General features: G+C 70.6%; 18 protein-coding genes and 1 pseudogene. 13 read left to right on the top strand and 6 right to left on the bottom strand.

The genetic code is table 11. The features are described from left to right. Positions 1-46: 46 nt before the first annotated feature. The 10 genes from OG747_RS03330 to OG747_RS03285 all read left to right on the top strand — a co-directional run bounded on the left by OG747_RS03330 (position 47) and on the right by OG747_RS03285 (position 10383). Positions 47-1564, top strand: coding sequence for a sugar ABC transporter ATP-binding protein (locus OG747_RS03330; protein ID WP_405877603.1), 1518 nt, complete (start codon positions 47-49; stop codon positions 1562-1564). After that, on the top strand, positions 1561-1815 hold the full coding sequence (locus OG747_RS03325) for a hypothetical protein (protein ID WP_405877601.1): 255 nt from the start codon (positions 1561-1563) through the stop codon (positions 1813-1815). The genes OG747_RS03330 and OG747_RS03325 overlap by 4 nt, the downstream gene beginning before the upstream one ends. Next, positions 1812-2852 (top strand): ABC transporter permease, encoded by a 1041-nt coding sequence (locus tag OG747_RS03320; RefSeq protein ID WP_405877599.1) that lies wholly within the window; start codon positions 1812-1814, stop codon positions 2850-2852. Before OG747_RS03325 ends, OG747_RS03320 begins: the two co-directional genes overlap by 4 nt. Further along, positions 2845-3822: an ABC transporter permease gene (locus OG747_RS03315; RefSeq protein WP_405877597.1), complete on the top strand. Its 978-nt coding sequence runs from the start codon at positions 2845-2847 to the stop codon at positions 3820-3822. The genes OG747_RS03320 and OG747_RS03315 overlap by 8 nt, the downstream gene beginning before the upstream one ends. 110 nt (positions 3823-3932) lie before the next feature. Continuing rightward, positions 3933-5015 carry a rhamnose ABC transporter substrate-binding protein gene (gene rhaS, locus OG747_RS03310; protein ID WP_405877595.1) on the top strand — a complete coding sequence of 361 codons (1083 nt, stop codon included), beginning with the start codon at positions 3933-3935 and terminating at the stop codon, positions 5013-5015. Positions 5016-5086: 71 nt separating this feature from the next. Continuing rightward, positions 5087-5407: an L-rhamnose mutarotase gene (locus tag OG747_RS03305; RefSeq protein WP_405877593.1), complete on the top strand. Its 321-nt coding sequence runs from the start codon at positions 5087-5089 to the stop codon at positions 5405-5407. Between the two features lie 34 nt (positions 5408-5441). Next, a complete protein-coding gene (locus OG747_RS03300) occupies positions 5442-6863 on the top strand; it encodes a BNR repeat-containing protein (protein WP_405877591.1) in 1422 nt (473 codons plus the stop codon). Between the two features lie 76 nt (positions 6864-6939). After that, positions 6940-7965 carry a LacI family DNA-binding transcriptional regulator gene (locus tag OG747_RS03295; protein ID WP_405877589.1) on the top strand — a complete coding sequence of 342 codons (1026 nt, stop codon included), beginning with the start codon at positions 6940-6942 and terminating at the stop codon, positions 7963-7965. A gap of 134 nt (positions 7966-8099) precedes the next feature. Then, the gene (locus OG747_RS03290; protein ID WP_405877587.1) at positions 8100-9401 is read left to right on the top strand and encodes an alpha/beta fold hydrolase; all 1302 of its coding nucleotides are present in this window, start codon (positions 8100-8102) and stop codon (positions 9399-9401) included. 133 nt (positions 9402-9534) lie between these two features. Next, positions 9535-10383 (top strand): pentapeptide repeat-containing protein, encoded by an 849-nt coding sequence (locus OG747_RS03285; RefSeq protein ID WP_405877585.1) that lies wholly within the window; start codon positions 9535-9537, stop codon positions 10381-10383. Here the strand turns inward: OG747_RS03285 and OG747_RS03280 are convergent. Beyond that, positions 10345-11829 carry a cytochrome P450 gene (locus OG747_RS03280; RefSeq protein WP_405877583.1) on the bottom strand — a complete coding sequence of 495 codons (1485 nt, stop codon included), beginning with the start codon at positions 11827-11829 and terminating at the stop codon, positions 10345-10347. The genes OG747_RS03285 and OG747_RS03280 overlap by 39 nt on opposite strands. 135 nt (positions 11830-11964) lie before the next feature. Here OG747_RS03280 and OG747_RS03275 point away from each other — a divergent pair, with 135 nt between their 5' ends. After that, entirely contained in the window at positions 11965-12582 is a 618-nt protein-coding gene (locus OG747_RS03275; protein ID WP_405877581.1) for a TetR/AcrR family transcriptional regulator, read from the top strand. Between the two features lie 101 nt (positions 12583-12683). Beyond that, positions 12684-13409, top strand: coding sequence for a DUF2470 domain-containing protein (locus tag OG747_RS03270; protein WP_405885434.1), 726 nt, complete (start codon positions 12684-12686; stop codon positions 13407-13409). On the opposite strand, the gene OG747_RS03265 is transcribed toward OG747_RS03270, so the two are convergent. The 4 genes and pseudogenes from OG747_RS03265 to OG747_RS03250 form a co-directional block, all read right to left on the bottom strand. Then, entirely contained in the window at positions 13377-14612 is a 1236-nt protein-coding gene (locus OG747_RS03265) for a lactonase family protein (RefSeq protein ID WP_405877579.1), read from the bottom strand. The genes OG747_RS03270 and OG747_RS03265 overlap by 33 nt on opposite strands. Positions 14613-14750: 138 nt before the next feature. Then, positions 14751-15005 (bottom strand): annotated as a pseudogene (locus OG747_RS03260) (hypothetical protein); the annotation flags it as partial. Between the two features lie 11 nt (positions 15006-15016). Then, entirely contained in the window at positions 15017-16279 is a 1263-nt protein-coding gene (locus tag OG747_RS03255) for an FUSC family protein (protein WP_405877577.1), read from the bottom strand. A 118-nt stretch (positions 16280-16397) separates the two neighbouring features. Then, positions 16398-16892 (bottom strand): FBP domain-containing protein, encoded by a 495-nt coding sequence (locus tag OG747_RS03250; RefSeq protein WP_405877575.1) that lies wholly within the window; start codon positions 16890-16892, stop codon positions 16398-16400. Positions 16893-16982: 90 nt separating this feature from the next. Here OG747_RS03250 and OG747_RS03245 point away from each other — a divergent pair, with 90 nt between their 5' ends. After that, a complete protein-coding gene (locus OG747_RS03245) occupies positions 16983-17957 on the top strand; it encodes a DUF3626 domain-containing protein (RefSeq protein ID WP_405877573.1) in 975 nt (324 codons plus the stop codon). Between the two features lie 188 nt (positions 17958-18145). Here the strand turns inward: OG747_RS03245 and OG747_RS03240 are convergent, their stop codons facing one another. After that, positions 18146-19504, bottom strand: a complete 1359-nt coding sequence (locus OG747_RS03240) for a GH1 family beta-glucosidase (protein WP_405877571.1) — start codon at positions 19502-19504, stop codon at positions 18146-18148. Positions 19505-19522: the final 18 nt, after the last annotated feature.

Raw genomic sequence — 19522 nt, 5'->3', positions numbered from 1 at the left:
TCACGACGTCGTGAGGCTTCTCCGCCCGCGTCGTTGAGGAGCTCCCATGACCCACCGGTCCGACGCGGGTCCGGCCCCCGTACTGGCGCTCGAGGACATCTCCAAGTCCTTCGGCGCGGTACGCGCCCTGCGGGACGTGTCCCTGGAACTGTTCCCCGGCGAAGTGCACGCACTCGCCGGTGAGAACGGCGCGGGCAAGTCGACCCTCATCAAGACGCTCGCCGGCGTGCACCGACCGGACGCCGGCCGGGTGCTGCTGGACGGTGAGCCCACCGTCTTCCACGGTCCCGCCGACGCCCGCGACGCGGGCATCGCGGTGATCTACCAGGAGCCCACGCTCTTCCCCGACCTGTCGATCGCCGAGAACATCTTCATGGGCCGCCAGCCGCGGCGCGCCCTCGGCCGTATCGACCACAAGGCCACCCACGCGGCGACCGCCGCGCTGATGAAGCGCCTCGGCGTCGACCTCGACCCCGACCGCCCGGCGCGCGGACTGTCCATCGCGGACCAGCAGATCGTCGAGATCGCCAAGGCGCTCTCCTTCGACGCCCGCGTCCTGATCATGGACGAGCCGACCGCCGCCCTCACCGGCAGTGAGGTGGCGCGCCTCTTCGGTGTCGTCCGCACCCTGCGTGAGCAGGGCTCCGCGGTGCTGTTCATCTCGCACCGCCTGGAGGAGATCTTCCAGATATGCCAGCGGGTCACGACCTTGCGCGACGGTGCCTGGATCTCCAGCGAGCCCCTCGACGGCATGACCGAGGACGACCTGGTACGCCGGATGGTCGGCCGCGATCTCGACGAGCTCTACCCCAAGCAGGACGTCGAGGCGGGCGAAGTCGCCCTGAGCGTGCGCCGTCTGACCCGCGAGGGCGTCTTCACCGACGTCTCCTTCGACGTCCGGCGCGGCGAGATCGTCGGACTCGCCGGACTCGTCGGCGCCGGGCGTACGGAGGTTGCCCGGGCCGTCTTCGGCGTCGACCGCTGGGACGCCGGAGAGGTCGAGGTCGACGGGAATTCACTGACGAACGGGGCGCCCTCCACGGCCATGGCCGCCGGGCTCGCCCTCGTTCCCGAGGACCGGCGCGCCCAGGGCCTGGTGATGGACATGTCCATCGAGCGCAACATCGGGCTCACCGGGCTGCGTACGACCGTCAAGGCGGGCCTGATGGACCGCGGCGCCGAGCGCAGCCGCTCCCTCGACTGGGCGGTCAAACTCCAGGTGAAATACGCCCGGATCGCCGACACCGTCTCCACGCTCTCCGGCGGCAACCAGCAGAAGGTCGTCCTCGCCAAGTGGCTCGCCACCGGCCCCAAGGTGCTGATCGTCGACGAGCCGACCCGTGGCATCGACGTCGGCACCAAGGCCGAAGTACACCGGCTGCTCAGCGAGTTGGCCGCCGACGGGGTGGCCGTCCTGATGATCTCCTCCGACCTGCCCGAGATCCTCGGCATGGCCGACCGCGTGCTGGTGATGCACGAGGGCCGGCTCACCGCCGAGATACCCCGCTCCGAAGCCACCGAGGAGACCGTGATGGCCGCCGCCACGGGGAGGGCTGCCGCATGACGTCGACAGCCACGGAGAGCGCCGCCCTCGGCGTGGCTCCGGCAACGACCGGGCCGGGCGGCCAGCTCGCTCCGGCAGCGGCCGAGCGGGCCCCCGGTACGGATTTCGGAGCCGCCGGTTCGGCCGCCCGAAGCGCGTCGGCTGCCACGCAGACGCCCGCCTCCCCCCAGTGGGGCGTTCGCATCACCTCGGTGGCCCCTCGGACGGCCGCCCGCCAGATTCCGAACATCCCCCGGAGGGCCGCCGCATGACGGTGACCGCACCCAACCCCGCCCCCGCCGCCGAAGTGCCCAAATCGAGTGGCACCCGGCTGGCGGACCGCGTTTTCAAGATGCGCGAACTCGCCATCCTGGCCGTCTTCCTGGTGATGATCGCCATCACCCAGATGGGCAACAGCGAGTTCCTGTCCGAGCAGGGCATCAAGGACCTGCTGCTGAACGCGACGATCCTGGTGCTGGTCGCCACCGGCCAGTCGCTGGTGGTGATCACCCGGAACGTCGACCTGTCGGTCGGCTCCACGCTCGGCATCAGCGCCTTCGCGGCCGGTACCTATCTGCACGGCGGTGGGAACCCCGTCGTCGCGGTGTTCCTGGCCGTCCTGCTCGGCATCGGCTGCGGTCTCGTCAACGGGCTGCTGGTCAGCCTCGGTCAGGTGCCCGCGCTCGTCGTCACCCTCGGCACGCTCTACATCATCCGCGGCATCGACTCCATCTGGGTCGGCTCCCGTCAGATCACCGCGGCCGACCTCCCGGGCAGCTTCGTCGACTTCGGCTCCGGCGGTATCTCGGCGGTCCCGTACCTCGCCCTGATCGCCCTGGCCGTGCTGCTGGTCACCGCGTACTACCTCAAGCACTTCGGCAGCGGCCGCGAGCTGTACGCGCTGGGCTCCAACCCGGAGGCCGCCCGGCTCGCCGGCATCCCCGTCCGCAAGCGGATCCTCACCGCGTACGTCGTGTGCGGCGGCCTCGCCGGACTCGCGGGCGCCCTGTACCTCGCCCGGTTCGGCAACGTCGACTCCGGCACCAGCACCGGCTATGAACTCACCGTCGTCAGCGCGGTCGTGGTCGGCGGTGTCGTCTTCACCGGTGGCTCCGGCAGCGTCTACGGCGCCGCGCTCGGCGCACTGCTGCTCACCTCCATCAACAGCGTGCTGCCCGCCCTCGGTGTCAGCTCCGTCTGGGTGCTCGCCATCAACGGCATCCTGCTCATCCTCGCGATCGCGGTCGACCGGATCGTCGCGCTGCGCGTGGCCTCCGCACTGAAGAAGAGGAACGCCCGTCATGGCTGACTCGCCCCTCGCGCGCGCCGTCCGCTGGGACACGGTCGTCGGCGCCCTCCTCATCGTCCTGCTGCTGTTCTCCTTCGGGTTCGTGGACGGCTTCGGCAACTCCCTCAACCTGTCGTTCCTGATCGGCAACACGCTGCCCATCGCTCTGATCGCGTTGCCGATGACCCTGCTGGTGGTGGCCGGGGAGATCGACCTCTCCGTCGCCTCCACGGCCGGACTGTCCGGCTCGGTGATGGGCGCCCTGTGGAACCAGGGCATGTCGATCGAGACGATCATCCCGATCTGCCTGCTCCTGGGAGTGGTCTGCGGGCTGGTCAACGGCCTGCTGGTGACCCGGCTCGGGCTGCCGTCCCTCGCCGTCACCATCGGTACGCTCGCCGCCTACCGGGGCATCGCACAGATCGTGCTCGGCTCGGACGCGGTGACCGACTTCCCCACCCAATACCAGGACTTCGCGTCCGGACGCATCGGGAACACCTTCATCCCGCAGGCCTTCCTGCCCTTCCTTGTGCTCCTCGCGATCGCCGTGGTAGTACTTCACGCCACCCCCTTCGGACGCTCGGCCTTCGCGGTCGGCGCCAACGAGGAGGCCGCGCGGTTCGCCGGCATCCGCGTCAAGCGGCAGAAGCTGATCCTCTTCGTCGCCACCGGCTTCATGGCCTCCCTCACCGGCATCTTCTGGGCCCTGCACTACGCCAGCGCCCGCTACGACAACGCCACCGGGCTGGAGCTGTCCGTCATCGCGGCCGTCCTCCTCGGTGGCATCGACTTCGACGGCGGCAAGGGCACGCTCGGCGGCGCGATCGCGGGAGTCTTCCTGCTCGGCGCGCTGCAGAACGTGATGAGCCTTCAGGACGTCTCCGCCCAGTCGCAGATTGTCGTCACCGGCATTCTGCTCGTCGTCTCCGTGCTCGGCCCCCGGGTCGCGCGGCAGATCTCCATAGCGAGGGCGGGCCGCAGAGCCACGTAAGCGCTCCGCTGGATCGGCCGTTCGCAAAGCCGCCGGCCGTCCGTGGCTGGTCGCGCGGTTCCCCGCGCCCCTTCGGGGCGCACCCACTCACCCCCGTAAAGGACCCCGCCATGCGCAAGTCTTCGATCCGCCGCACCGGCGCGGCGCTCGCCGCCGTCACCTCGCTCGCCCTGGCCGTCACCGCCTGCGGCGGCACCACCAAGGACGATGTGAAGAGCGAGGGCGGCTCGGCCGCCGCGACCGGCTCGGCCGACCCGAACGCGGCCACCAAGAAGGGCCTGACGGTCGGTTTCCTGCCCAAGCAGGTCAACAACCCGTACTTCACCTCGGCGGACAAGGGCGGCGAGAAGGCGCTGACGGAGCTGGGCTCCAAGTACAAGGAGGTCGGCCCGAGCAGCGCCACGGACACCTCCGGCCAGGTGAGTTACGTCAACACGCTCACCCAGCAGCAGGTCAACGCCATGGCCGTCTCCGCGCAGGACCCGGGCGCCCTGTGCACCGCTCTCAAGCAGGCCATGAGCAACAAGATCAAGGTCGTCACGTACGACTCCGACACCAAGCCCGAGTGCCGCAACGCCTTCGTCTCGCAGGCCAGCGCCGAGGACCTGGGCCGCACCGAGGTCCAGCTGCTCGCCGAGCAGATCGGCTACAAGGGCGAGATAGCGATCCTGTCCGCCGCGCAGACCGCCACGAACCAGAACACCTGGATCGACTTCATGAAGGAGGAGCTGAAGGACCCGAAGTACAAGGACATCAAGCTGGTCAAGGTCGCCTACGGCAACGACGACGCCCAGCAGTCCTTCCAGCAGACCCAGGGCCTGCTCCAGGAGCACCCGAACCTGAAGGGGATCATCTCCCCGACCACCGTCGGCATCAAGGCCGCGGCTCAGTACCTGTCCGGCTCCAAGTACAAGGGCAAGGTCAAGCTGACCGGCCTCGGCACCCCCAACGACATGCGCAAGTACGTCAAGAACGGCACCGTCGACGCCTTCGAGCTGTGGGACCCGGCGAAGCTCGGCGAGCTCGCCGCGCGTACGGCCGTGGCGCTGTCCTCGGGGCAGATCACCGGCAAGGAGGGCGAGACCTTCAAGGCCGGTGACATGGGCTCGTACACCATCGGCAAGGACGGCGTGATCAACCTGGGCAAGCCGACCGCCTTCGACGCCAAGAACATCGACCAGTTCAACTTCTAGCAGTCCACCTTCCAGCAGTCGTCCCAGCAGTTGTCCCAGCAGTCGTCTTTCTCGGCCCCGGAGGGTCTTTGATGCAGCGTGTGTGCTTCCTGCTGAAGGTCCGTGCGGACCGTCTCGACGAGTACCGCGAGCGGCACGCCGCCGTGTGGCCCGAGATGCTCCAAGCGCTCTCGGCCACCGGCTGGCACAACTACTCGCTCTTCCTGCGCGAAGACGGCCTGCTGGTCGGCTACTTGGAGACCGAGGACTTCGCGGCCGCACAGGCCGGCATGGAAGCCACCGACATCAATGCCCGTTGGCAGACGGAGATGGCGCCGTTCTTCGAATCGCTGGACGGCGCCCGACCCGACGAGGCCATGAAGCCCCTCACCGAAGTCTTCCACCTCGCCTGACACCCGCGCGAAGCCCTACCCAGGAGTCCCGGACATGAGAAGACGCACCTTGTTGGCGACGGCCGTGCTCGGCGCCGTGGCAGGCCCCGGTATCGCCGGTACGGCACGCGCGGCCGACCCCGGCCCCTCGGTCACCCTCACCGGCAGCACCCAACTGGACGCCCAGGCCCTCTTCTTCGTGTCGTACGACGGCCTGGTCAACAACAACTCGTTCCAGAAGAACGGGCTGTTGACTTACAAGGGCTATCAGTACGCCGTCTGGTACACCACCGACCGCAGCGCGGTGGTCGCCCGCCGGGCGCTCGGTGCGTCGAGCTGGTCGACGGTCACCCTCGCCCACCAGCTCAAGAGCTCCGACTCGCACAACGTGATCTCCATGGGCGTGTCGAAGACCGACGGCCGGCTGCACCTCAACATGGACTCCCACAGCGACGGCTTCTTCTACGTGAAGTCGGTGGCCGGGCTGCTCGACAACCCCGCCTCGACGGCCTGGACCTCCGCGGTCTTCGGAGCCGTAGGGACCTCGCTGGACGGGCTCGCGCTCACGACACAGTTCACGTACCCCCAGTTCGTCTCCACGCCCGACGGCAAGCTCCAGCTGAGCTACCGCGTGGGCATCTCCGGAAACGGGCGCAACGCCCTCGCGGAGTACGACGGCTCGTCCTGGACCGCTCTCGGGGAGTGGTCCAGCTCGACCGGCACGTACACCAGCGAGCACGGCTCCAGCACCGCCCGCAACATGTATCTGCACGGCATCGACTACGACGTCGACGGACGGCTGCACTCCTTCTTCACCTGGCGCGAGCAGAACGGCGCCGTGATGTGCAACAGCGGCGGCATCACCAACCACGACACCGGCTACGTCTACTCGACCGACCGTGGCCGCACCTGGCGCAACGACGCGGGCACCGTCGTCGGCACCACGGGCGGCTCCGACACGGTGGCCGTCACCGACGCCGGGCTCGTCGTCGACCCGCTCAATCCGGACCACTCCCTGATGAACCAGGAGAGCCAGGCCACCGACTCCACCGGCCTGCCGCACGCGATCATCAGCTATGTGCCCGGCCGCTTCGGACAGTGCACCACCGACTACGTCACCGACCGGACGAACAACGGCCGCGCCTTCCACCTGCGCAAGAACGTCTCGGGGACCTGGACCAAGACCGAGATCCCGATCGCGCTCAGCTCCAGCCAGCGCACCAAGCTGATCCTGGACAAGTACGACAACGTCTACGCGATCATGCCCTTCGGCCGGATCGCCGCCGCATCGAAGTCCTCCGGATACACCGACTGGAAACTCCTGTACGACGGCGGCGGTCTGAACGCCTTCGGCGAGGTCGTGATCGACGAGATGCGCGTCTCGCAGGACGGGACGCTGTCGGTCATGTACCAGGAGAAGTCCAGCGGGACCACGCCCTCGGCGCTCCATGTCGTCGATTTCCGGCTGCCCGCATGATCACCGAAGTCGGCGGACTCGCGGGTAATGTGAAGACCCGCCCGCCGCTACTCGTCCCCCTGGAGGTTCCTGCCTGATGGCCCAGTCGGTGGGTATCAAGGACGTCGCCCGCGCCGCCGGAGTCTCCGTGGGCACGGTCTCCAACGTCATCAACCGCCCGGACTCCGTCGCCTCCGAGACCCGGGCGCGCGTCCTGTCGGCCATAGACCGGCTCGGTTACGTCCGCAGCGAGTCCGCCCGCCAGCTGCGGGCCGGGCGCAGCCGGATCATGGGCCTGCTCGTCCTCGACATGGGCAACCCCTTCTTCGTGGACGTGGCCCGCGGCGCCGAGCGCGCCGCGCGGGACGCCGGGCTGGGCGTGATGGTCTGTAACAGCGCGCAGAGCGCGAGCGAGGAGGCCGACTACCTGTCGCTCTTCGCCGAGCAACGGGTCCGCGGCGTGCTGCTCACGCCCGCCGACGCCACGGGACGCAACATCGAGACGTTCCGCCGCAACGGCATCCCCTTCGTCCTGGTCGACCGGGTCGCCGAGGGCACCACCGAGTGCTCGGTCTCGGTCGACGACGTGGCGGGTGGCGCGCTGGCCGTACGGCACCTCGTCGACGCCGGTCACCGGTCGATCGCGTACGTCAGTGGACCCCCCGGGTTCAACCAGGTCAGGGACCGCCGCACCGGCGCCCTGAACGCGCTGGCCGAGGCCGGCCTTGCGCCCACCGCGCTGCGGGAGCTGCCGACCGAACGCCTCGACGTGGCCGCGGGCCGCGACGCGGGCGCCCGGCTGCTGGGCCTCTCCGACCGCCCGACCGCCGTCTTCTGCGCCAACGACCTGCTCGCGCTCGGCGTCCTGCAGGCCATGTACGCGGCGGGCGTCGGCGTCCCCGACGACCTCGCGATCGTCGGCTACGACGACATCGAGTTCGCCGCCGCCGCGGCCGTCCCGCTCACCTCCGTACGCCAGCCCGCCATGACCATGGGCGCCCTCGCCGCCGAACTGCTGCTGGAGGAGACGGAGGCCGAGACGGCGCCCACGCCGCACGAGCACCGCCGGGTGGTGCTCCAGCCGGAACTGGTGGTCCGCCGCTCCAGCCTGTCGGCGCGCTGAGGCGTGGCACGGTCCGCGTGCCGCGTGTGCTGAGCGACCATTCAGTACGGTTTTCTTGATCCCCGGACTCGGCCGGCCGGGGATCATGTGCTCAACTGGGACGCAGCCTGGATCCGTACGTCTCGGGAGCCCTGTTGACCGTCAGCTATCGCCAGCCCGGTGTCGCCCTGACCGACCACCGCTTCACCGTGCCCCTCGACCACGACGACCCGGCGGGGGAGAGCATCGAGCTCTTCGCCCGCGAGGTCGTCGCGAGCGACAAGGCGCGCCAGGACCTCCCCTGGCTGGTCTACCTCCAAGGCGGCCCCGGCTTCGGTGCCAACCGTTTCGTCGGCAAGCAGGCCTGGCTCGGCCGCGCGCTGAAGGAGTTCCGGGTCCTGCTGCTCGACCAGCGCGGCACCGGCCACTCCACGCCCGCCAATCGCCAGACGCTCCCGCTGCGCGGCGGCCCCCGCGCCCAGGCCGACTACCTCACGCACTTCCGCGCCGACTCCATCGTCCGCGACTGCGAGACCATCCGCCCCCGGCTCACCGGCGGCGCCCCCTGGACCGTACTCGGCCAGAGTTTCGGCGGCTTCTGCGCGGTGCACTACCTGTCCACCGCGCCGGAAGGGCTGCGCGCCGCCGTCCTCACCGGCGGCCTGCCCTCCCTCGACGCGCACGCGGACGACGTCTACCGGGCCGCGTACCCCCGTATCGAACGCAAAGTCGCGGCACACTACGCGCGATACCCCCAGGACATCGAGCGAGCCCGGCAGATCGCCGAGTTCCTGGGCCGCCAGGAGTCCGTCCTGAGCAACGGCTACCGCCTGATCGTCGAGGCCTTCCAGTCCCTGGGCATCCTCCTCGGCGGCGGCGAGGGCAGCCACCGCCTGCACTACCTCCTGGAGGAGGCCTTCGTCCGCACCCCGCAGGGCCCGGCTCTCTCCGACGCCTTCCAGGAGGAGGTGCAGAGCCTGCTGTCGTACGCCGGCCACCCCCTGTACGCGCTCGTCCACGAGGCCTGCTACGCCCAGGACGAGCGCCCCACCGCCTGGTCCGCCGAGCGGGTGCGGGCCGAGTTCCCGCAGTTCGACGCGGCCAAGACCCTCGCGGGCGACGGACCGCTGCTGTTCACCGGGGAGTCCGTACACCCCTGGATGTTCGACACCGACCCGGCGTTGCGCCCCCTGCGCGAGACCGCCGAGGAACTCGCCGCCCGCACCGACTGGCCGCCGCTGTACGACCCCGCCCGCCTCGCCGCCAACGAGGTGCCGGTGGCCGCGGCGGTCTACCACGACGACATGTACGTCGACACGGAGCACTCGCTGCGGACGGCCCGCGCCATCGGTGGTCTGCGTACCTGGGTGACGGACGAGTTCGAGCACGACGGGGTACGGGCCGGGGGGCCACGTGTCCTGGACCGGTTGCTGGCGCTGACGCGCGACGAGGTCTGACGGGAGAAGGGCGACGATGGACGAGAGCGAGCTCCGAGCGGCGTACATGAACCCCTTGGACACGCTCATCAAGCAGCACGTGGTGCCGGTCACCCCTCATGGGGTACCCCCATTGGCTCAGTACGCTGATGACATGCAAGAAGACAGCGGAACAGCAGTCCACGGCCGGCGCCTCGAGCTGCGGGCCGACTGCGGTCGGTGCTTCGGGCTGTGCTGCGTCGCGCTGCCCTTCGCCCGCTCGGCGGACTTCGCGATCGACAAGGATGCCGGAAAGCCCTGCCCGAACCTGCGGACGGACTCCCGGTGCGGGATTCACACGCAGTTGAGGGAGAAGGGGTTCAGCGGGTGCACGGTGTACGACTGTTTCGGCGCCGGCCAGCAGGTCTCCGAGGTCACCTTCGGCGGCCAGGACTGGCGCACGGGCTCGCGAGAGCGGGCCCGGCAGATGTTCGACGTGTTCCCGGTCGTCCGCCAGCTCCACGAACTGCTCTGGTACCTGAACGAGGCCCTGACTCTCCCCGCGGCCCGCCCGATCCACGCCGACGTCCGCCGCGCCCTCGAGGAGACGGAGCGGCTGACGAATCAATCCCCGGAGGAGCTTGGGGAGTTGGACGTGAACGCACACCGGCAGCAGGTCAACCCCCTCCTGCTGCGGACCAGCGAACTCGTGCGCGCGGGAGTCGGGCGCGGCAAGAAGAAGGACCGTCGCGGCGCCGACCTCATGGGCGCCCGCCTCAAGGGCGCCGACCTGCGGGGTGCCAACCTGCGCGGCGCCTACCTCATCGCCGCCGACCTCACCGGCGCGGATCTGCGCGGCGCGGACCTGATCGGTGCCGACCTGCGCGACACCGACCTCACGGACGCGGACCTGACCGGCGCGTTCTTCCTGACCCAGCCCCAGCTGAACGCGGCCAGGGGCGGTGCCGGGACCAGGCTGCCGCGGTCAGTCGCCCGCCCGGGCCACTGGACGGCTCAGGACTGAGTCGGGCGCGGGCGCGCGGGTGTCGAGGTGCAGCCGCAGCCCCTCCGGCATCAGCGTCAGCCGCTCGGTGATCCGCAGCCGGTAGTCCGGCTCGGGTCGCAGCTCATAGCGGCGCAGCAGCAGCCCCAGCACCAGCGTCGCCTCGTGCAGCGCGAACTGCCGGCCGATGCAGGCCCGCGCGCCGGTGCCGAACGGCTTGAAGGTGTGCGCGGGCCGGGACCGTATCGCCTGCGGGTCGAAGCGGTCCGGATCGAACGCCTCGGCGTCCGCGCCCCACACCTCGGGATTCCGCTGCAGCAGCGCCGTCAGCACCAGCGCCCACGCACCCGTCCGCATCGGGTGGACCCCGCCCAGCACGGTGTCCCCGCGGGCCTCGCGCGCGAAGGCGGGCGCCGTCGGCCACAGTCGTAGCGACTCGTCGAGGACCCGGCGGACGTAGCGCAACTTGGCGACCTGGTCGTAAGCGGGCAGGGGAGTGTCGCCCCAGACCCGGTCCACCTCGGCCCGTGCGCGGGCGGCGACGTCCGGGTGCTGGGCGAGATAGTGCAGGGCGAAGGAGAGCGCGCCCGAAGTCGTCTCGTGACCCGCGATCAGGAAGGTGATCACCTGACGCCGGATGTTCTCGGCCGTCAGCCGCTCCCCGGTCTCCGGATGGGTGGTCTCCAGCATCCGGTCGAGCAAGTCCCCCTCACCACTGGCGCGTTGACGGGCCGACACCACACCGTCGACCGTGCGGTTCAGATATGCCATGTCCGCCTCGTTGCGCCGGCCGGCACCGCGCAGCAGCACCGGAGCCAGCGGCGCGGGCAGCACATTGAGGCGCTGCGCGTAGGTGAGGGTTCCCACCATCGCGGTCACGAAGGGATGCGGGCGGGAGCGCTCGAAGGAGCCGAAGTCATGGCCGAAGCCGGTGCGGGCGATCGTCTCCAGTGTCAGTTTCGTCATGTCACCGGGTACGTCCACCGCGCGCCCCGCCGTCCGCTCCCCGTCCCAGCGGTCCATCAGCCGCTCGGTCACGGCGAGCATCATCGGGTGGTAGCCCTCCATGGCCTCACGGCTGAAGCCGGGGGCCAGGATGTCGTGGGCCAGCTGCCAGTTCGGTTCGTGGTTGTAGGCCGTGAACAGACCGTCCCCGGCGACCGGCCGGAGGTTGGCGACCCCGAGGCCGACGTGCTTGGCGAACCGTGTCTCGTCCGCCAGCTCGGCCGCGAGCTCGGCGCCCCACACGAAGACGATCTCCTTGCCGAAGCCCTTGCGCCGGAAGATCGGCCCGAGCCGGCGGCCGAAACGCATCGAGTCCTGCAGTGGAGAACGGACGTTGGCGCCGATCACATCCCCGACGAGGGGGAGCCGGTAGGGCGGACGGGGAATGCGGTGCAACTCCGGCCAGCCCAGCTCCGCACTCCGGAACCCCTTGGGCAGCACGGCCCCTGTCGTCTCCGCCATGACGCCATCTCCCTTGTGCCCGCGGCACGTCGACTCTGCTGCCCTGATCTGTTGCCCTGACCATGTTGTACGTGGGTTCAATAGCGGTTTTCAGTGTGATCCCGTTGTTGAACCGACGTCAAGTAAGGTGCGGCCATGATGGGCGAACAGGGGGAGCGAGGGGAACGCACGCGCCGTCGGCTGAGTACCGAGGAGCGCAGGGAGCAGCTGCTGTCCGTCGGGGCGCGGCTGTTCTCGGAGAGCCCGTACGACGAGGTGTGGATCGAGCAGGTCGCCGAGATCGCCGGGGTCTCGCGCGGTCTGCTCTACCACTACTTCCCGACCAAGCGGGACTTCTTCGCCGCCGTCGTGGAGCGCGAGAGCGAGCGGATGCTGCGGATGACGGCGGCGGTACCCGGCGTTCCCGTACGCGAGCAGCTCGGCGCCGGGCTCGACACCTTCCTGGAGTACGTCGAGGCGCACGCGCACGGTTTCCGCGCCTTCCACCGTGCCGACGCGGCCGGTGACCAGGCCGTGCGGAGGGTCTATCGGCGGGCACTGGCCGCGCAGGAGGAACAGATCCTGGCGGCGCTCGCGGCGGACCCGGACTTCGGCGGGGCGCCCGAGGACCGGCCCGAGCTGCGGATCGCCGTCCGCGGGTGGCTCGCCTTCACCACCGCCGTCTGTCTGGAGTGGCTCAGGGGGGCCGAGCTGACCCGGGAGCAGCTGCGCGATCTGTGTGCGCGGGCGCTGCTGGGCGCCATCGCGCCGTAACCCACAGGGGAGTCGGAGGTGTGTCGTGGTTGGCGTACACCCCGATCTCCGCTAAGTTAGGCAAGGCTTACCTAATAAGGGAGGTTGGGATGGGTGACCGCATGGGTGACCGTCATGCCTGGACGGCCGCGCCCGCCGCGGCCGAGCGCGCCCGCTCGGTGCTCGCCTCGGCATGGTCCTGCGCGGTGACCGCGGAGGGCGGCCGGGAGGAGCTCGTCGGCGCGCACACCGTCACTGCGGACGGGCGCCTGCACCTGCATGTGCCGCAGGACAGCGCGCTGCTCGCCGCCGCGTTCCGCGCGCCGCGCGGGGAACCGTCCGCGGTCCTGGAGTTCGCGGACGTCGCGCCCGTTGCGGTACGCAACAGGATCCGCGCCCGCCTCTGGATCGCCGGCTGGTTCGTCCTGGCCGACGGGCACCTGGAGTTCCAGCCCTCTCGCGTGGTGCTGCGGGAGGCGCCCGGCGCGGTGGTGGTCGACCTCGACGAGTTCGCGGACGCCGCCCCCGACCCCCTGGCCGCGGCCGAGTCCACGCTCCTCACCCACCTCGCCGACGCGCACCCGGACGCCGTCGAGCGGCTGACCCGCCTCGTCGAGCCCGAGGGCCTGCAGGGCGCGGTCCGCGTCCAGCCGCTCGCCGTCGACCGGCACGGCCTGACCCTGCGCATCGAACGGGCGCGCGGCAACGGTGACGTACGCCTGCCGTTCCACACGCCCGCCGACGATGTCTCGCAGCTCACCGAACGGATGCACGTGCTGCTCACCCAGGCGAGCTCCGCCTCCTGTCCCCGCGCTCTACAGCGGCAGCGCACAGACAGCGACCGGTGAGGCGAACGGCGCGCCCGCGAGCCGGAGTTCACCGCTCTGTTCGTCGACGTGGAAAACGCTGACCGTGCCCGACCGCTGATTCGCCGCGAACAACAGTCCCTCGTCCGGCGAGAAGGCGATGTGGCGAGGGAAGTCGCCGCCGACCGGGACGGTGTCCAGGAGCCTCAACCGGGCGCCGTCCGCCTCGACCGCGTACCGCGTGAGGCTGTTGTGGCCGCGATTGGCGAGATAGGCGTACGACCCGTCCGACGTCACCAGGAGCTGCGCCGGGTAGTTCGTGCCTTCGCCCGTGCCCGTGGACTGCGGGTCGCCCGGGGTGAGCCGTCCGCTCGGCGGGTCGTACGCGCAGACCACGACCGTGTTGTCGACCTCATTGGCCAGATAGGCGAAGCGGCCGGCGGGGTGGAAGGTGAGATGGCGAGGCCCGGCGCCCGGCCGGGTGTGCGCCTGGGAGACCTCGGCGAGCGTGCCCTTCGACGGGGCCAGCCGGTAGGTGTAGACGGTGTCGGTGCCCAGGTCGACGGCGAGGACATGGCCGCCGTCGGGGCTGGTGACGAACTGGTGGGCGTGCGGGCCTTCTTGGCCCGGGCCCGGCGCCGGACTGGAGTGCGTGACCAGGTCGGTGCGCTCGCCCAGTGCGCCCGAGGCGCCGATGGGGTGCACGGCCACACTGCCCGAGGTGTAGTTGGCGCTCAGCAGCCAGCGCCCGCTCGGATGCACGGACAGGTGGCAGGGGCCGGCGCCGCCGGTGCTCCGGGCACCCAGCACCCGGTTGTCGGCGAGCCGTACGGCCGTCACGCCGCCCTCCTGCCGCTCATTGACGGAATACAGCGTGCGGCCGTTCGGATGCACGGCGAGATACGACGGGTCGGCGATCTTGGTGAGAGTGCCGGTGGCCGTGATGCCGCCCGTCGCGGGGTCGTACGTGGCCAGGCCGATCCCCTTCCCGCCGCCGTCGACCGAGGTGTAGGTGCCGAGGAACAGCCGACGGGGGGTGGGGGAGGAGGCAGTGGAAGGAGTGACGGGAGCGGAGGGGGAGGGGGTGACGTCGGTGGGCGCGGTTGTGGCCTTCGCCGACTCGGTGCGCGGCGCGGCCGGTGCCGGGACCGTCGTCACCACGGCGGCCCCCGCCAGCACTCCGACGAACCGGCGCCTGCTCCAGCCGCCGCCCGTGCCCCGCGCCGGTTCTGCACCACTGCTCATGCCTGCACCTCGGGTGTCGGTTGCCTCAGCTGTGACAACAACCTTGGCGCGCGACACCCGAGAAGTGCAAAAAAGGCAATGGATCGTGCCAAAAAGGCAATGGATGGTGCACGGTGCGCAACGACCTGACCGGGCCGCCTACCAGTCACCGTCCTCGACCGGCTTGCCCGGCGCGTCCCCGAGCGGCTTCACCTGGCCGGGCGAGGGCTCCTGCCAGGGCTCGTGGTCGGCGCCGAGCCAGTCGCCGACCGGCTGCACCGAGCCCAGTGTGTCGGTGGGGGCGACGTCCTGCGCGTCGTTGTCGTAGTACTCGAACCAGGGCAGCCCGGCCCGTGTGCAGGCCGCGCGGTCGACGGGGGACGGCGGGGGAGCCTCGCCCGTGATGCGGCGCGGCCCGGTCTTCCTCACATAGAACGACTCGAGGCCGGGGGACGGTTCCGGTCGCGACGGGGCATCCGCGGCATCCGCAGACGTTCCCGCAGCCGGGCGAGGTGCGGTCGGCGTTCGCGCTGTTCGCGCGTGCCGCGGTCGAGCTCCTCCAGGAGCCGCCGTGAGCGGTGCTCCGTGTCGAGCTCGTCCAGGATGCGGTTGACCTCCGTGAGGACGGCGCCGTGCAGATGCCACTCACGGGCGTCCCGCTGGACCCCGTCGAGCAGCAGCTGGGCCAGTTTGTCGCGGGTCGCCACCGCCGTGGTGAGCTCCGCGGCGAGCCGGGCCTCCGCCGACTCGGCGCTGTCGCTGACGTCCGTGGTCACCAGGACGGCGAAACTCACCACGGCGTCGGCCACCTCCGACAGCAGCTGCTCCACCGTCGCACCCACCTGCGGTTCGAACAGAGGCTCGGGATCGCGCTCCTTGGCGAGGTCGGTCAGAGTACGGGCGAGTACCCGCAGCACCACCGTGCAGATCTCCAGCGTGTCGAGGCCCGTGCGCAGCACGATCCGGTGCAGCAGACCCTCCCGTACGCGGGGATTGAGCTTCAGACTGTCCTCGGCCTGCCGCAGCGCCGCGTCCACCTCGACGATGTCGTGGTCCAGGCGGCGCGCCTCGTGCAGCCGGGCGGTGGCGTGCTCGACGGGGGTGCGGCCCGCTGCCTCCTCACCCATCCGCAGCATCAACCGCCGTACCCGTCGGGCCAGTCCCTCGATGGACTCACCGGCCGCGCCCACCCACACCGGGGGAGCGAAGAGCAGATTGCAGCCGAGTCCGACGCCCGCGCCGATCAGCGTCTCCAGCACCCGGGCCCAGGCCGTGTCCCCGACCCTGGTCACGCCCAGCACGAGCATGGCGCTGATCGCCACCTCGGGCACGAACTCGCTGACCCGGACGAGATGACCGACGGCCAGCGAGGCGAGAATGAGCAGGGCCAGGCTCCACCAGGTCAGCCCCACGAGGACGCTGAAGCCGATGGCGACGACGACACCGGCCACGACGGAGTTCACCCGGCGGATGCCGGTGGTGAGGGTGGCGTAGAGCGTCACCTGCACCACCAGGAGCGCGGTCAGCGGAGCGGTGAGCGGCGCGGGCTCGGGGCTGAGACGCAGCGCGATCACGTACGCGATGGTCGCGGCCGCCGCCGACCGCACCGACTGGACGACCACGGGTTCCTGGTGCCACTTCCGAACCTGCGCGCCCACCTCGGCCCACGCACCACGTACGTCTCGCATCCTTGGCCTTTTCCCCTTTCGCAGGTGTACCGAACGTGATGATCGAGGACCGGATCTGTCCGTAAGGGAGCCTAGATTGTTCACCGGGGAATCAGGGGAATCGGGGGGATCAGGGGGATCAGGCGTACAGCTTCTCCAGGAAGGCGGAGAGGTTGCCGACCGTCCGGGCGATCTGCTGCTCCATCGTGAGGCTCTCCTCGAAGCGGCTCCCGGACTCCGGGACCTTCTTGCCGCGTACGTACAGGGAGCAGGCGAGGTCGGCGCACATGTACATGCCGACGGAGTTGCCCTCGCGGCCGGCCGCGCCCGCCTTGCGGGCCGTCATCAGCGAGACCCCGTTGCCCGGGTGGGTGGTCAGACAGAGCGAGCACATGCTGCGGTGCAGGAAGCCGCGTTGGGAAGAGGGGAAGCGCAGGGTGATGCCGATGAGCTCGCCGGCTCGCTCGGTGACGAGATAACTGCGGTCGGGCGCCCCGGGGTCGCGCCAGCCCAGGAAGTCCAGATCGTCCCAGGGGCGCAGGTCGAGGTCGCGAGGGGTCGCGAGCCGCTTGGCCTCCCCCTTGGAGCAGTTGATAAATGAGTTGCGGATGTCCTGCTCGGTGAGTGATCTCAAGGGGGTCTCCGTGGCGGGGGGCGATGGCGTGAGTAAACCTAGAGGTACTAGGTTTTTCCTTAAGGTACATAGCCGCAGGGGAGGGTTCCAGTGGATTTCGGAGGCGGTCGCACCGCGCGGGAGCGGGCCCTGCGCCATGTCGCGGCCCGCTCCCACGGCCCGGCGGTCGACCCCGCGCTGCGCGTCACCCTGAACTTCCACCCCGACCGGCTCGTACGCGGGCGGCCGATCCTGGAGGCGCTGGCCCAGGACGGCGCGTACCGCTCGCAGTTCGTCACGGGCACGAGCAACGGCGGGCTGACCGCGCACCCCGGCGGCGACCGCTGGCGCTGGGAGAGCCGGATCTTCGGTGCGGCGTACGACAGCGCGCCCGCGCACGAGCGCCCGGTGTACGGCGGCCTGAACTTCCGGCGCCAGGTCGTCGGCGCGGCGCCCCGGTTCGGCTCCTCGCACTTCCGGCTGACCGGCGCGGCACTGCGCCGGGCCACCTTCTGCTACCCGGACAGCGCGGCCGAGCCTTCCGCGTTCGGGGTCGCCGCCGGGATGTCCCTGATCGAGCTGGCCGAGGCGGACGAGCAGGACGCGCTCAACGACTACATCGAGGCGCAGGTGCACGGACCCGTCGCCCTGGCGAGCGACATGGAGGCGCTGGTCCTCGACGCGAGCTACCGCGGCACACCCGTCGAGACGGCCGCCCGGAGGCTGCCGTGCCCGGTCGAGTGGCACCCCGGGTACCGGCTCCCGGTCGAGGAACTGCGCCGCCACCCTGACTTCCGCGGCCCCGGGTTCGTCGCGCTCGGCGCCCGGATCGCCGAGGACGGGCACCTCGACCCCCGGATCATCGGGGACGCCGCCCGCACCGGCCGCCACGCACCGCAGGACCTGAAGATGGTGTGGCACTGCCTCGCACGCTTCGGCGCGCCTCGGGGAGCGGGCACGGCCTCCTCGGTGACATCGAGCGGGACACGTCCTTCCCGGCCGGATATCAGGAGGCGGGCGGCCGGGTCGAGTGCGACGCCCCGGCCCGACGACGCCTCGCCCGCCACCGGAGCCACCTCTGCGTGATCACGCTCATCGAAACCGTGCCCCGCGCGGTCGGCGAGGAACATGCCGCGTGGGGCGTGTGACAGGGTTCGGCATGTGATCAGCAGGGATGGCGGCCGCCGCCGCGCGGGCGTCCGGGAGCCGATGACCCCCGTCGCCACGATCGGCGGGTGACGGGGGCGGCGACTTTGCCGAGCCATCGGCTGACGTCAGGCCGCGCTGCGGCTCCTCTCCCCGTGGGCCCGGATGATGTCCGCGTACCGGTATCCGCTCCCCTTCACCGTGCGCCGCTGCGTCGTGTAATCGACGTGCACAAGACCGAAGCGCTTGTCGTAGCCGTAGGCCCACTCGAAGTTGTCGAGCAGGGACCAGGCGAAGTAACCGGCGAGGGGTACGCCCTTGCGGGCCGCGGAGGCGCAGGCGGCGAGGTGTCGCTCCAGGTAGCGCGTGCGCTCGGGATCGTCCACGGTGCCGTCGGGACGGACGGCATCGGGATAGGCGGACCCGTTCTCCGTGACATACAGCTTGCGGGCGCCGTAGTCGTCCGTGAGGCGGAGCAGGAGGCGCTCGATACCGGAGGCGTCGACCTCCCAGTCCATGCCGGTACGCGGGACGCCGGGCCGGCGGACCGTGCGGACACGCGGGGCCGGGCCGGTGGGGTCGTCGGCGGCGGTCGTCGGGAAGTAGTAGTTGAGGCCCAGCCAGTCCAGGGGCTGCGCGATGGTCTCCAAGTCACCCGGCTGTTCGGGGAGTTCGACGCCGTACACCTCGCGCATGTCCGCCGGGAAGCCGCGGCCGTGCACCGGGTCCAGCCACCAGCGGTTGGTGTGCCCGTCAAGGCGGCCGGCCGCCGCGACGTCCTCGGGGCGGTCGGTCGCGGCCTCGATGCTGGACAGGTTGTTGACGATGCCGACCTGGGCGCCCGGCGCCGCCGCGCGGACGGCCTGCACGGCCAGGCCGTGACCCAGGAGCAGATGGTACGAGGCGCGGACCGCGACCGTGAGGTCCGCCAGACCGGGGGCCATCCGGCCCTCCAGATGGCCGATCCAGGCCGAGCACAGCGGCTCGTTGAGCGTGGTCCAGTGCCGGACGCGGTCGCCCAGACGCTCCGCGACGATTGCCGCGTACGAGGCGAAGTGGTGCGCCGTGTCGCGGACCGGCCAGCCGCCGCTGTCCTGGAGCACCTGCGGCAGGTCCCAGTGGTAGAGGGTGACGGAAGGGGTGATGCCCGCCTCCAGCAGGGCGTCGATCAGCCGGTCGTAGAAGTCGAGCCCCTTCGCGTTGACCGGGCCGTCGCCGCCCGGCAGCACCCGGGGCCAGGCGATGGACAACCGGTAGGCGTTGGTGCCCAGCCGGCGCATGAGCGTGATGTCCTCGCGCCAGCGGTGGTAGTGGTCGCAGGCGACGTCCCCGTGGTCGTCCTGGTCGATCTTGCCCGGGGTGTGCGAGAAGGTGTCCCAGATGGAGGGGGAGCGGCCGTCCTCGGCGACGGCTCCCTCGATCTGGTACGCCGACGTGGCCGTGCCCCACAGGAAGTCCTCGGGGAGGGCGGCAAGGTCGATGGTCACGGAAGTCCCTTCAGGGGA

This window comes from Streptomyces sp. NBC_01384, assembly GCF_045040035.1.
Taxonomy (GTDB): domain Bacteria; phylum Actinomycetota; class Actinomycetes; order Streptomycetales; family Streptomycetaceae; genus Streptomyces.
Note: the sequence above shows the minus strand (reverse complement) of the source record. Positions and strands in the feature narration are given on the sequence as shown.